The sequence below is a fragment of the Cryomorpha ignava genome (assembly GCF_010686655.1).
GTDB classification, from domain to species: Bacteria; Bacteroidota; Bacteroidia; order Flavobacteriales_D; family Cryomorphaceae; genus Cryomorpha; species Cryomorpha ignava.
Map to the genome: position 1 here is coordinate 43,935 of NZ_JAAGVY010000032.1, position 14,524 is coordinate 58,458.

11 protein-coding genes are annotated in these 14,524 nt (G+C 41.0%); 6 read left to right on the plus strand and 5 right to left on the minus strand.

Features of this window, described 5'->3' with window-relative positions; all coding sequences use genetic code 11:
* Positions 1-106: 106 nt before the first annotated feature.
* Positions 107-2,710, minus strand: a complete 2,604-nt coding sequence (locus G3O08_RS14770; protein WP_163286158.1) for a choice-of-anchor L domain-containing protein — start codon at positions 2,708-2,710, stop codon at positions 107-109.
* Between the two features lie 126 nt (positions 2,711-2,836).
* Entirely contained in the window at positions 2,837-5,233 is a 2,397-nt protein-coding gene (locus tag G3O08_RS14775) for a penicillin acylase family protein (protein WP_163286159.1), read from the minus strand.
* A gap of 107 nt (positions 5,234-5,340) precedes the next feature.
* Between G3O08_RS14775 and G3O08_RS14780 the strand changes: the two genes are divergently transcribed.
* Entirely contained in the window at positions 5,341-6,552 is a 1,212-nt protein-coding gene (locus G3O08_RS14780; RefSeq protein ID WP_163286160.1) for a bifunctional alpha/beta hydrolase/OsmC family protein, read from the plus strand.
* A 69-nt stretch (positions 6,553-6,621) separates the two neighbouring features.
* Here G3O08_RS14780 and G3O08_RS14785 read toward each other — a convergent pair whose 3' ends face one another.
* The 3 genes from G3O08_RS14785 to G3O08_RS14795 are packed head-to-tail and all read right to left on the minus strand — an operon-like array spanning position 6,622 to position 7,624.
* A complete protein-coding gene (locus tag G3O08_RS14785) occupies positions 6,622-6,972 on the minus strand; it encodes a helix-turn-helix domain-containing protein (RefSeq protein WP_163286161.1) in 351 nt (116 codons plus the stop codon).
* A 34-nt stretch (positions 6,973-7,006) separates the two neighbouring features.
* On the minus strand, positions 7,007-7,357 hold the full coding sequence (locus G3O08_RS14790; RefSeq protein WP_163286162.1) for a DUF5615 family PIN-like protein: 351 nt from the start codon (positions 7,355-7,357) through the stop codon (positions 7,007-7,009).
* 9 nt (positions 7,358-7,366) lie between these two features.
* Positions 7,367-7,624, minus strand: coding sequence for a DUF433 domain-containing protein (locus tag G3O08_RS14795; protein ID WP_204336896.1), 258 nt, complete (start codon positions 7,622-7,624; stop codon positions 7,367-7,369).
* 413 nt (positions 7,625-8,037) lie between these two features.
* On the opposite strand from G3O08_RS14795, the gene paaZ reads away from it, so the two are divergent.
* From paaZ to G3O08_RS14820, 5 genes are all read left to right on the plus strand, one after another.
* Complete coding sequence (paaZ, locus tag G3O08_RS14800) at positions 8,038-10,086, plus strand: phenylacetic acid degradation bifunctional protein PaaZ (protein WP_163286163.1); 2,049 nt, start codon at positions 8,038-8,040, stop codon at positions 10,084-10,086.
* 1 nt (position 10,087) lies between these two features.
* Entirely contained in the window at positions 10,088-10,834 is a 747-nt protein-coding gene (locus G3O08_RS14805) for a TerC family protein (protein WP_163286164.1), read from the plus strand.
* On the plus strand, positions 10,827-11,606 hold the full coding sequence (locus tag G3O08_RS14810) for an enoyl-CoA hydratase/isomerase family protein (RefSeq protein WP_163286165.1): 780 nt from the start codon (positions 10,827-10,829) through the stop codon (positions 11,604-11,606). Before G3O08_RS14805 ends, G3O08_RS14810 begins: the two co-directional genes overlap by 8 nt.
* Positions 11,607-12,607: 1,001 nt before the next feature.
* On the plus strand, positions 12,608-12,820 hold the full coding sequence (locus G3O08_RS14815; protein WP_163286166.1) for a hypothetical protein: 213 nt from the start codon (positions 12,608-12,610) through the stop codon (positions 12,818-12,820).
* A 139-nt stretch (positions 12,821-12,959) separates the two neighbouring features.
* Positions 12,960-14,524, plus strand: a 1,565-nt coding sequence (locus G3O08_RS14820) for a DUF2339 domain-containing protein (protein ID WP_163286167.1), incomplete at its 3' end; no start/stop codon positions are given.

Sequence of the window (14,524 nt, forward strand, 5' to 3'; positions counted from 1 at the left end):
TGTTTACGAGCACGGCGGGACGCGAGCCAGAGAGAGGTGCATCCGCGACTCAACTATGTCCCAACTTCCGGCTTGCGGCTTGCAGCTTAAAGCTTGAGGCTCTTCACTATCTCAACAAATGCACCGTCCCACTACCCTCGTCCACACGCCCAAAAGCATCTTCTGCACGGTAGCGATACGTATAAACATTGGCTTCACCCGAATAATTTTCATCAGCACCCTCACCGTTCCATCCTTTCGTGAAATCGTTGGTTTTAAATATCATTTTACCCCATCGGTTAAAAACCATAAGTTCAAAAGAATCGACGTATTGTCCTTCAGCTTTAAAAATATTATTTTTCCCATCCCCATCAGGAGTAAATGCATTTGGAAGAAATACGCGAAATGGTGGATCGTATTTTCTCCTTGTTTCGGCTTCACAACCAATTTCATTGCGCACTAACAAGGTGGTTGTACCTCCCTTAAGAGCGTCGTATTCCATCAGCGGCTCAAAATGATTTGACCCATCTCCATTCGCAAAAAACCAGTCGTACCAGCTATTCTTTGTAGAATAATTGATAATCGGTCGGAACTGGTTTTCATAATCAAACTCAAAATGGGCTACGACATCTTTAATCTCAACTTCGCATATTTTTTCGATCGAATAACCGCATTTGTCTTCAACTCTAAACCGCAAAACGGTATTTGCCGATAGAATAGCCGAATAGATTGAACTTATAGACTCCTGTCCATTCCAAAAATAAGTTCTATCGCCATGCCCTCCCGACAGGATTGGATTCAATACCAATCGTTCATTTTTGCACAATGCAGTATCTGAGGTCATGCTCACGCTTAAAGGTTGTGTTTGGATATAAACAGTTAATTCATCAAAATTTTGCGTTCCACAAGCATCCATAATTGTTAGTGAAATAACACTCGTTGCTGAAAATTCGCTTATGAGCGAAGGCGAATTGCTAAAAACCTGATTATTCACCTTCCACAAATAATTCATTTCTCCAAAACCACCCTCAATTTGGGGTACAATAGCAAAATTGGTATTGCAAGCTCCCGATAAGTCTTCGCCGAGGTCTAAAGTGAGCGGGCTCGTTTCTTGTGCCACAAGGATAGTTCTACTTAAATCAGGAACGCATAAATCTGAAACTACAAGTGTAATTGGGGCATCGCTGGTCACAATTTGATTAAATGTTAATCCGGTATGGATGAGATTCCCATTTTGAATCCATTGATAAGAATATTCGCCAAAACCACCTTCGACTATTGGGTTTATAACAACCGGATTTACACAGTTATAGCTGACCGCTTCTGGCACACCAACATTTAACAGTGGATATTCCTGCCGACTAACATTTATTTGAATTTCTTGTTGATTTACACCACAAAAATCAGAGATATTCGCTGAAAGGCTAAGATTATTCTCTGGTGAAACAGTAAAGTTAAACCCCTCATAATCCGTATTATTCCACTGAATTTCGTATGCGGGCTGGCCACCTGAAACCGCAATATCTATCTCGCCACTTTCCACACAGTTTAGGGTGATATCAGGATTGTAACTTACTTCGAGAGCAGGATTATCAAAAACCGACATTGCTAAAGTGGTTATCGAACTATCAAGCGAACAGGCCTCGGGTTCTATAAATAAGATTTGAAAGTTTCGCAATCCACTATTTTGGAGATCGTTTTCAATTTCAACATCAAAAGATTTAATACCATCTTGGGAGTAGAGCGTAATGGAATCGGGCAAACCGGGAATAATTTCGGTTGGATTTGATAGACCTTCGCTTCTGATATAATACGTTTTTGACCTACTACTATCAGCCCGCGAAAGTGTAAACCGATAAGTACTGCAGCCTTCAATCGGTCTGCCTTCGAGATCGGGATTTATAATCTCTAAGTCGGCTATGAGCGGTGGCGTACTCGTAAAACTGCCAGCCTCAATAAAGACTGCCGAATCGTTTTTGCGGTCGGATGCATCGGCAATAGCCATTTTTATGTGATAGGTTTCTCCGCAAATCACAGGAATTTCGACTAAAAACGGAACGGTAAAACCATCAAATTGTGTGGCATTTGGCGAAGGATTGTTTTCATTATCAACAAAATAAATATGATTCGCCTGCCAGTTTGGGCTCGCCGCATTGCAGGTCGCCATGTTTCCAAATTCACCTGGTACCCCTCTGTTAACCGTATTAATGGCTACAGGCACATTTGTATTTGGTATTAGCGCCACATTTTTAGCGGCATTGGCATAATTGGGATTTCCGACTATACCCGGGCCGGAGATAAAAAAACCAAAAGCATCGTTGTATGGAGAGCAAACATGTTCATTGTACTCTTCGCTCGCAAAAACATATTTAAACCGAAGCGTATCGCCTTGTGCTGTAAAATCAAATTCCACCACACCAACATCTTTGAGATTGGCAGGCGACATAATTTGTTCCAGATCGGGTTCTATATCGAGTTGATCACTTTCAGCAATGGCCACAAAAGCTGTAGGATAATCATTTGGGCTTTCTGCAACGGTTACACCTCCGGTAGCCAGAATTATTCCGCGACTTAGTCCAAGGTTTGAGTTTACGGCATCAAAAACTCCTAACTGGGTGGAAAGGGTATTATCAGGAAGTCCATTGATTGTAATGTCTTCTGCTTCAATTCCTGCGCCGAGTAATATATCATTGATTACTTGGCCGGCGGTTAGATTGTTCTCTATAGTCAATTGCCCGAAAACAAAATTTGAAATAAAAGTAAAAAAAAGAAGAAATATGAAACGTATCAAGGTCTAAGGTTTAGGCCTGTATTACGGTATAAACTAAACAATTGTTACGACGAACTGTCGCTGGCACTAAGGTTTTAACTCCAGAAGAGTAGAATTGGCAACAATCTCTTTTTTATTCATTAACATTTTGCGAAAGTCGCCATCGATATACATCTCTGCTTGATCGCTATAGTGATTGCTAAGTGGGTTTCCGCTATTTCCTGTAGGCAATATTGAAAGAGCATTTTCCACGTCTGCGAAATCGATAAGTATGCGCATGGCAGGCCCAAAATTGGCATGGTACTCCCCTTCGCCATTGAGTGTAAAGCCTGAATTATTTATCGTTTCAACTCCTCCGGGGCTCGGAAAAGGACCAACATTAAAAAACGGTTTTAGCAAATCTACTTTCCCTATAGGGTGCTCGTGCGTGGTGGAATGCACCTTTTGCCATCTCCATTCAGTTATATCATCTCCTAATTGTTCCCGAAGTTCGGCAATAGATTTTTTAAATGCCTCGGTAAAGATTTGTGCGCGTTTTTCGACTTTGCCCGTCGTTTTTACATTATCCCACCATTTTGATTCATTATTGAAAATCAGTTTTGGATAGGTGCGCATCATTAGGTGGGTGGTCAATAACGACTTGAAAATATCTTCACCTGCTTCATCCACCATCGCTTTTCGCAGGGTGTAAAACAAAACCTTGTAATAAATCGTGGGTTCCTGATCTTGCAATCGGTGATTGCCATCCCATTTGAGCAAATAATCTAGCGCCTCTTCCTCTTTATCAGAAAGAGTTTGCCCCGATTCTGCAATAACCTTAGCTATTTCGCGACTGATTGATTCTGCCGTTTTCGAATGTACATCCGTAATGAGAAATTTCATACTGTCTATTGTTGCCGGTTTCATATTTTTGAGCAGCTCCCCTATTCTATTGTATCGTGTATTTGGAGCGTAATAGCCGGCAATTCCCTTCCCGGTATCGGGTTTGTGGTATTGATTTGCCGAGTATAAATAGCCATTTAGTGGATTTTCAGATTGCGGATTTCCCGCAAAGGGATAGTAATTGCTGTAAGGTTCAGTATTCCCGCTAAGGAATATTTTACCGTACTCGCCTTCAGGTCTTTCATAAAGCTTACTCGCCGACCAGATGGCAATATTTCCAGCGGCATCACCATACGCAATATTAAGCCCGGGCGATCCAACCATCTCAACTCCAGTCCGAAAGGAATCCATATTAATGGCTGAATTCATTTGATAAAACCCTTGAACCAGCTTATTCTCAATTGCTGTATAATTCCAGAACATGCTAACCGGCACATTAAAATCTACGGGAAGGAAAGAATTTACAATTGGCCCGTGCACCGTTTTATAAACCGTTACGATCGTATCTTTTTCACCTTTAACGGCGATGGTTTCTTTGATTTTTTCAACAGGTACCGAACCACTTTTAGAAATTGTAGAAGAACTATCAGAGCCTAGAAACTCTTCTTTAAAAAAGTCAGAATCATCATCTTCAAACATTGTTATTCCCCAGGCGTGATTTCGGCTGTGGCCAATAAGCGCAACCGGAATCCCAGCCAGATAATTACCGTAAATAGCAAACCCCGGAAACTCGATGTGCGCTTCGTACCAAACAGATGGCGAAGCGTATTTAATGTGCGTATCATTTGCTAACATAACTTTTCCCGAAAGGGTACGCGACGGCCCAAGAACCCAATTATTACTCCCTTGCAGCATAGGTACAGGTAGTTGGTCTAAAAAAGGAAGCCCTTGTATTGCTGCTACATTGTCATCGAGAGTAAAAGTGGTGTCAGACATAATCGAATCGGGCGTCATCCACAAAGAATCTTTGGGATAAGCCATATCAAAATCTTTTAAATAGGGATAGCCCAGCTTTTGATAAAGCTTTTCAACTAGCGGGTCGGTGCGCAGGGCATAAGCAAACGAATACGCCATATATCCGGCCACAGCATACATATCTTCTATTGTATAAGGCTCTGGTTCAACGCGTAATAATTTGTATTCGATAGGAATTTTGCCGTGAGCTATATAATCGTTTATCCCGGCAATGTATGCGCGGCAAGCTATTTTCACACGATCGGGAAGCTCTTCAAACTTTTCAGCATCGGCCTTGGCTTTTCTGTTGGTTCCTAATGTTCTGAAAAAAGCGTCTGTCTTTTTCATTTCCGGCCCAAAAATCTCAGAGAGTCTCCCGGAGCCCACTCGACGCATAAGTTCCATTTGAAAAAGCCTGTCAGCAGCATGTACATAACCAAAGGCATGATAAGCATCTTTAGCATCATTGGCATAAATATGCGGAATACCATAAGAATCGTAATAAACTTCTACATTCTTCACGAGTTCTGTTAACTTTACGGTACCCCTTAATTTAGGCTGGTGGCTTTCTACATAAGTCCACAATCCCAAAATGAGAACAAGCAACACGCCAAGTGTTATTTTAAAAATGGTACTAATTTTTTTCATCTATTTGTTTCAATCCCCACCGGGAGGTAAAATATCTCACAAGTATATGAAGACTTGAGAAGATGCACCCATCTTTCCTTACATTAAATGATAAATTGAATTAAATTATGCGGACAAAAGCGATAAAATTTAAAAATGCAGACGATTTTGAGTTGAGTGCCAGGCTTGAACTACCCATTGGTGAAAAGCCGCGCCGGTTTGCCATATTCGCACATTGCTTTACTTGTGGTAAAAATGCAAAAGCGGCTACCAATATTTCGCGTGAGCTTACTCAAAATGGATTTGGTGTGCTCCGCTTTGATTTTACTGGTCTGGGCCAGAGCGAAGGCGAATTTGAAGATACCGGTTTTACAACCAACGTAGAAGATATTATTTCGGCCGCAAAATTCTTAGAGGAATTTTATTTCTCCCCCACCCTTTTGGTTGGCCATTCGCTGGGTGGTACAGCTGTTATTCACGCTTCCGCGAAAGTAGAATCGGTAAAAGCAATTTGCACCATTGGAGCGCCAGCCGAGGCCAGTCACGTTTTGCACGTAATCGGTCACAGCCGCGAAGAGATTGAAAAAAACGGAAAAGCCAGCGTTTCAATAGCCGATAGACCTTTTATGATTGGACAAAAATTCTTGAGCGATCTGGAGAAACACAGTTCAGAATCTGTGCTCAATAAATTACGGAAAGCGATACTTATTATGCACAGTCCACAAGATAGTGTGGTAGAGATTGAAAATGCGGCGGCACTATTTAAGGCGGCGCACCATCCCAAAAGTTTTATTTCACTCGATGGAGCAAACCACCTGCTTACAAAACAGGAAGATGCCGAATATGCATCATCTGTACTGGGTGCCTGGGTTAAAAGGTATATTCCCGAAGTGGAAGAGCCGTTTACAACCGAAAACCATACGGCTGTGCAGCTTGGCAGCGATGGTTTCACTACAGAAATTATTGCCGGAGAGCATCGGTTCTTGGCAGATGAACCGAAATCTGTTGGCGGAAATAACCTCGGCCCATCTCCTTACCAGCTCTTAAACGCAGCTCTTGGCGCTTGTACGGCTATGACCATAAAAATGTATGCCGACCGCAAAAAGTGGGATTTAACAAAAGTCACAGTCCATTTAGATCATTCGAGCGAATACGCCAAAGACAGCAGCAATCCGGAAGCGAAAAAAAGTAGAATTGACACATTTAATAGATACCTGGAAGTTGAAGGTGATTTAGACGATGAAAAACGTGCGAGATTGCTTGAAATCGCCAATAAATGTCCGGTGCATCGCACCCTTACGGAATCTGATGTTAAAGTTGAGACGCGTTATTTGGAGTGAGTTTTTGGTGATTGGTGATTGGTTTATAGTTTTTAGTTTTTAGTTTTTAGTTTTTGGCAAATGCCTTAATTATGCTAACAATATCTCTGCAGGTATTTTTAATCCCTTGTATAGTGATTTTATCATACTCAAAGTCAAACCTCTTTTCTTATTGAGTATTTCGCTTACTCTACTTTGGCTGCCAAGATATTGAACCATGTCAGCTTTAGTCAGTACCATTTGCTCCATCCGAAACTTTATCGCATCAATCGGATCAGGAGGTGCAATAGGATAATGTTTCATCTCATAAAATTCAACTAAAGTTACCAATAAATCAAATTCGTCTCCCTCTGGCGTGTCCATTTTAGCTCCCAAAAGTTCCTCAATCCTACTAATCGCAGCATTGTAATCTTGTTCTGTTTTAATTGGCCTTATGTCCATAATCACATTGTTTTAGCATCAATTTTTAGAATATTTATATTTTCCTTTGCTTTATTTGATTATCGTCAATAACTGTGAATTTGTTCTCGACATCCAGTTTGTCAACATCAATAATATCTATTAATAATTTCCCCGGATATTCTGGTTTAAAATCTTGAATTCTCAAGTATATTCCACCTGGAGGTTTATAACCATATTTAAAAACTAATTCACCGTAATCGCTGTCGAAAGTGACAATAATTCTACTTTCATTCATAGCAATTGCCATCACCTTGTTATCTGTTATTCCATTATTTGTATTGCCAATATGTTCAATGTCCCAACCAATATTATTTAAAATTTTAAAACTTGCTATTGGAAAATTTTCGTTTGCCAGAAATTTCATTTGTATCTATTAGGCACTCTTAGATTTCATTAACAGCAATCCATCTTTCATACAATCATATGCGTATGCGTAAACAGCCATTAAATCGTCCAGTGTTAATCTAGGATAATTCTCTAATAATTGTTCTACACTCCAACCTGTTGCTAATCTTTCAAGAATAAATTCAATTGAAATTCTTGTTCCCTTGATAATAGGTTTACCAAGTAATATTTCGGAATCTGTAGTTATATGTTCTTGCCAATTTTTCATTTTCAAAGAATTATTCATCTAATATATTAGTTTTCTGAATTGGAATCAAACAGGTAATTCTATTATGCTCAAAATCAATATTTTAACTTAATACAATTCAAATTTCTTTTTAGTTACAAACTTAATTATGACTGAAATTAGATATAATCGATGAACTGAAAGCTAAGACTCAAAACAAGTATTTATTTCCGCTATAAGCACACCCTTGTTCTCAATTTGGTTTGCTAAATGTAATATCCACCTGCGATTATAGCAAGTCAAAGACAGCGAGGAACGATATTGAGGTTCAATAAATGGTTGGCAACTCAATTAACCAACCACCAAGAATCGAAGATCTTGACCGAGGCCTCACCATTGAGCACCAATCACCAAAAACCAAGCACCAAAAACTCACATTCTATTCGTAAATTCGCATTTCAAAATAATACCTTATGAACTTAGAGAATTACGTATTGGGGAAATGGATTGCCGGCGATGGTGATGGAAAGCAGCTTTACGACGCCACATCTGGCGATGTGGTGGCCGTAGCCAGCAGCAAAGGACTCGATTTTGCCGATATTCTAAAATATGGGCGTGAAGTTGGAAATCCGGTTTTGCGAAAAATGACTTTTCAGGAACGCGGCAGAATGCTAAAAGCTTTGGCGCTTCACCTGATGACTATCAAAGATAAATTTTACGAATTGAGCTATGCTACCGGCGCCACAAAAGCCGATAGCTGGGTAGATATAGAAGGTGGAATAGGCAATCTATTTGCATACAGCAGCCTGCGCCGCCAGTTTCCAGACGAATCGTTTTATGTGGATGGAGAAGCAGTGCCACTTTCAAAAACGGGATCTTTTATTGGTCATCACATTATGGTGCCAAAAGAAGGTGTAGCCATTCACATCAATGCATACAACTTCCCTATTTGGGGAATGCTCGAAAAAATTGCTGTAAACCTGCTTGCCGGAATGCCGGCAGTGGTTAAGCCTGCAACTGTTACCTCTTTTCTAACCGAATTGATGGTTCGCGAAATTGTAAAAAGCGGCATTTTGCCCGAAGGGAGTTTGCAGCTAATTTGCGGATCGGCACACGGGATTTTAGACCACGCCCAATCACAAGATGTTGTAACTTTTACCGGCTCGGCGACCACCGGCAGAATGCTGAAATCTACACCGCAAATATTGCAAGAAGCAGTGCCCTTTAACATGGAAGCAGATTCGCTAAACTCGAGTATTCTTGGTCCCGATGTTGAACCAGGATCACCTGAATTTGATCTTTTTATCAAAGAAGTGCAGCGCGAAATGACTACCAAATGCGGTCAGAAATGTACCGCAATCCGCAGAGTAATTGTGCCAAAAGATATTCTCGAAGATGTGCAAATTGCACTTGCTAACAGATTGGCTAAAACCACAGTGGGCGATCCGCGACTGGAAGGTGTGCGCATGGGTGCCCTTGCGGGAAAAACACAGCTGAAAGAAGTGCGTGAAAAGGTAAACGAATTGCTGAATTCTTCTTCATTAGTGTACGGAGATTTAGAAAACGTAACTGCGGAAGGGAATACCAAAAACGGTGCTTTTATGTCGCCGATTATTTTGCGAAACGACGATCCGTTTAAGAATTTGGGCAGCCACGAAATTGAGGCTTTCGGTCCTGTGAGCACAATTATGCCTTACGATACACTTGATGATGCCATTGCCCTTTCTAAAATGGGCAAAGGATCGCTGGTTTGTTCTATTGCCACCTATAATGACAAAGACGCCAAAGAATTTGTGCTCGGCGCAGCATCGCACCACGGTAGAATTTTGGTTTTAAACCGAGATTGTGCCCGTGAGAGTACCGGTCACGGTTCGCCAATGCCAATGCTCGTGCATGGCGGCCCTGGAAGAGCTGGTGGCGGCGAAGAGATGGGTGGAAAGCGCGGTGTAATGCACTATATGCAACGCACATCTATTCAAGGTTCTCCCACTACCCTTTCAGCTATTACAAATGTGTATCAAAACGGTGGTAAGCAAACCGAAGGCGATATTCATCCGTTTAGAAAATACTTTGAAAACCTGAAGATTGGAGATACAGAAATTACTGCAAAACACACAGTTACAGAAGCTGACATAACAAACTTCGCCAATGTAAGCGGCGATAATTTTTACGCACACGTAGATGGTACATCGCTTGAAGGAACTATTTTTGAGCAACGCGTAGCTCACGGATATTTTGTGCTTTCAAAAGCTGCCGGCTTGTTTGTTAGTCCTAAAAAAGGGCCCGTACTTTTAAACTATGGCATTGAAGAATGTCGATTTACCAAGCCCGTTTATCCGGGAATGACCATTGGCGTTAAGCTTACCGTAAAGCAAAAAATAGAGCAGGAAAAGCGCGATGAAGAAGATATTGCAAAAGGGATTGTGAAATTTTTGGTTGACGTGTATGACGAAACCGGAGAAACGGTTGCCATAGCCACGATTCTTACCATGGTAAAAAAGGAAAATCAGGAAGGTTCATAGTATGGAATTACATTTTGAAGTGCTCCTGCGACCCGAGTCGCTCATCGCACTGGGTACACTTACGCTTTTAGAAATCATTCTGGGAATAGATAATATCTTGTTCATCTCTATTATTTCAGAGCGTTTGCCCGAAGAGCAACGTCCAAAAGCGCGTGTAATAGGACTGGCTCTGGCATTAATTTTCAGAGTTGCACTCCTTTTTATGATTACCTGGCTGGTGCACTTTGAGAATCCGCTGTTTACCCTTTTCGACATCGGTTTTTCTGTCAAAGACCTGATTATGTTCGGGGGTGGAACCTTTCTTTTGGTGAAAACCATTAGCGAAATCCATCACAAGATGGAGGGTGACGAAGATGAAGGTGGACTAAAAAAAGCCAAGGCCCACTCTTTTATGGGTGTAATTGGAATGATTATCCTGATTGATATGGTCTTCTCTTTTGATTCTATACTTACTGCTGTGGGAATGGTCGATGAAATAATTATTATGATAGTTGCTGTAGTCATTGCTATGATTATTATGATGGTGTTTGTCAATAAAATCAGCAAAATCATCAATACCTACCCGAGTATTCAAATGCTGGCTCTTTCGTTTTTGATACTCATCTCCTTTGTTCTTATTTTGGACGGACTGCACAAGCATATTGAGCGGGGTTACGTATATTTCGCCCTGTTCTTCTCCTTATTGGTAGAAATTTTGAACATCAAGAGCACCAGAAAGAAAAAAGTAAAAGCAATAGAAAATGAGTGATTATATAAATGAAGGCAGCGTAAAGCTGGAAGTTGCAAACGGAATTGGAACCATTGAATTTCAGCACCCTGCGAGTAATTCCCTTCCGGGAAAAGTATTGAAAAAGTTGGCGGACACGATTACTGAGGCCGGCGAAAACAGCGAAGTAAAAGTCATTATTTTAAAATCGGCTGGCGATCGTGCGTTTTGTGCGGGAGCGAGTTTTGATGAGCTTATTTCCATAAAAGATGCCGAAAGCGGTAAAACATTTTTCATGGGCTTTGCCAATGTAATTAATGCTCTGCGTAAAGCACCTAAGTTTGTAATAGGTCGTGTACAAGGGAAGGCTGTAGGCGGCGGCGTAGGCTTGGCATCATCAGTTGATTATTGCTTAGCAACTAAATTTGCTTCAGTTAAACTCAGCGAGCTTGCCATTGGCATTGGCCCGTTTGTGGTAGGTCCTGCCGTAGAGCGCAAAGTTGGAAAAGCTGCAATGACCAGCCTTACCATTGATGCTACATCTTGGCAAACAGCGGGCTGGGCGGAATCTAAAGGCATGTATGCCAATACGTTTGAAACCGTTGAAGAGCTTGACGCAGCGGTTCAAAAATTAGCCGAAACACTTGCCAAATCTAATCCTGAAGCTATGAAGGAATTGAAAAAAACCTTTTGGGCTGATGCTGATAATTGGGATGTCTTGCTGGAAGAGCGAGCAGCTTATAGCGGAAAGTTGGTGCTAAGCGATTTTACTAAAAATGCTATTGGTGCTTTTAAAGCGGCTGTTAAGAAGTGAAATCAATTTGCAATAGGCAATGGGCAATTTGCAATGGGCAAATTGGAATTTCGTGGAATTTAATCGTAGTTGCTGACCGCTCCGCGTGGGTATCCACCCCGCGGCATAATAATTAAATTGTATCTTTTTTGACCCCAAGGGCGGCAGTTAAGAAGTGAAATCAATAGGCAATGGGCAATTTGCAATAGGCAAATTGGAATTTCGTGGAATTTAATCGTAGTTGCTGGCCGCTCCGCGTGGGTATCCACCCCGCGGCATAATAATTAAATTGTATCTTTTTTGACCCCAAGGGCGGCAGTTAAGAAGTGAAATCAATAGGCAATTTGCAATGGGCAATTTGCAATAGGCAATAGGCAATAGGCAATTTTCAATAACGATCTTAATTACTACTCAAATCCTTCCAATTAGATTCTAATTTTTATTATACCGTGAGGTAAACTCCCTTTCCTGCATCCGACGAGGCTTTTCGCGGAGAGGAATGCACAAGGGCGGCAATGAGCAATTTGCAATAGGCAATTTGCAATGGGCAAATTGGAATTTCGTGGAATTTAATCGTAGTTGCTGATCGCTCCGCGTGGGTATCCACCCCGCGGCATAATAATTTATAGGGTTACCCATGTAAGTCGCGAAAAACACAATTCATCTCTCATCCTTTGCAGCTTGATGTCACCCTTTCAGGGCTTTGGACTTTTTCTTTCATGATACACAGGGTTTCACGGCGCTTCGCTTGTTGCACCCTGTGCTATTGAATGTCGCCCTTTCAGGGCTGTCAGTCAATAATTTGGAAAAATATAATCACCTCCACGAGCTCTGTCCATTTCATCTAGCGATCTAAAGGGGTAACCCTAATAATTAAAATGGAACTTTCTTGACAGCAGGGTGGATACCACAGCGGAGCTGATAACGATTCAAATTGTTTCGATTACTTACTTCACTTCGTATGAATGTAAGTACACACGTCCCCCCATAAATTCCATGCAGAAAAAATCGACTCTTTCTATATGTTTTCAGATGGTTTTCCAGACCAGTTTGGTGGCGATTTCAACAAAAAGTCCGTGAGTCGTAAATTTCGAGATTTTTTACTTTTTGCAAATCAGCATAAAATGATTGATCAGCAATATTTATTGCAATACGAGTTTCACCATTGGAGAGATCAGGAAGAGCAAGCTGACGATGTGCTTGTTGCAGGAATTCGAATACCAAAAGCAGCTTAGGCTACGGCTATCAAGTCCTTTAACGGTGAGGTACTTCACTGTCAAACACTCACTGACATTCGTTTTATTGGCTGAAAATTGACTCAATAAAGTTTATCTGTGTAATTTGGCTAATTTTCTGCCCTGAATATTTTAACTAATGACTGACAAAGAATCTCAACTTTCAAAAATTCTTTCTGAATTAAACCGTCTTAGTGATCAACAAGAAAAGGTTACGATAGAATTGCATGAACTCCAAGAGGAAGTGTCGCGCCTTCTGTATTCAAAATCTAGCGAAGCCGAAGGCAAACGAATTGTAGAAAAACCAGTTGAAATCGATGAAATAGAAAAGCCAATTTCATCTGTAATTGAGCCCGATAAACCTCAATTTACTGATCAAAAACAAGAAGTCCAAAAACCGGCAAGCCCAGAAATAATGTCACACGAAGATTCAGTGACAAAAAAGCCTCAAAAAAAATCAGATCTGGAAAAATTTATCGGTGAAAATCTGATTAATAAAATTGGGATCATCATCACGGTTATCGGTGTTTCCATTGGAGCAAAATACAGCATTGAGCATGATTTAATTTCGCCGCTTACGCGAATAATTCTCGGCTACCTAGCTGGTGTTACGCTGATTGGAATTGGCATGAAACTCAAGAAAAATTATCACAACTACAGCGCTGTTTTGGTTAGTGGCGCTATGGCGATTATGTACTTCATCACTTTTGCAGCCTTCAACTTTTACGGCTTATTTCCAAAAGGATTGGCCTTTGCGCTTATGCTGGTCTTTACAGGTTTTACCGTTTTTGCTGCGCTCCAATATTCCCAGCAGGTTATCGCCCTAATCGGTTTGGTGGGAGCTTATGGCGTTCCGTTTCTATTAAGCGATGGCACTGGCGATGTGCGTATTTTATTTCTCTACATAGCTATTATCAACATCGGTATTCTTATAATCTCATTTAAAAGATATTGGAAGCCAGTTTATTATACTGCTTTTGTGCTTACCTGGCTCATCTTTCTCGGCTGGTTTACGAACTCTTATGATTCCACAATACATTTTGCTACTGCTTTAATTTTTGACGCATGTTTCTTTGCTACGTTTTATGCCACGTTTATGGCATATAAATTAATCCGTAACGAGAAGTTTACCGGAGAATCTGTTGCCCTTCTGCTGCTCAATTCCTTCATTTTCTATGGTGTTGGTTATGCAATCCTTGACTCTACAACGGCTGAAAGTCAGTTTCTGGGCATTTTTACTGCGCTCAATGCCGTCATCCACTTTGCAGTAAGCATGGTGCTTTACAAAAGACAGCAAGTCGATAAAAATCTATTCTTTCTGGTATCAGGCTTGGTTCTGGTTTTCATTACGCTCACCATTCCTGTGCAACTTGATGGAAACTGGGTAACAATTATCTGGAGTGCCGAGGCTGCTTTGCTTTTTTGGATTGGTCGAACCAAAGCAATACCTGTTTACGAAAAACTAGCTTATCCGTTAATGGTTCTCGCCTTCTTTAGCATTCTGCACGATTGGTCTTTTACGATTGTTGACTACCGTTCTGGTACAGATGCCAACGTAATGCCTATATTCAATATTCGGTTTCTCACGAGTGCTATTTTTCTGGCTTGTTTTGGGTTTATTATTTGGCTAAGCCGAAAAGGAAATTACCAGCCGGCATGGCCTAAGGGAACAAATCTGAATACACTTTTAAGTTATGTTATTCC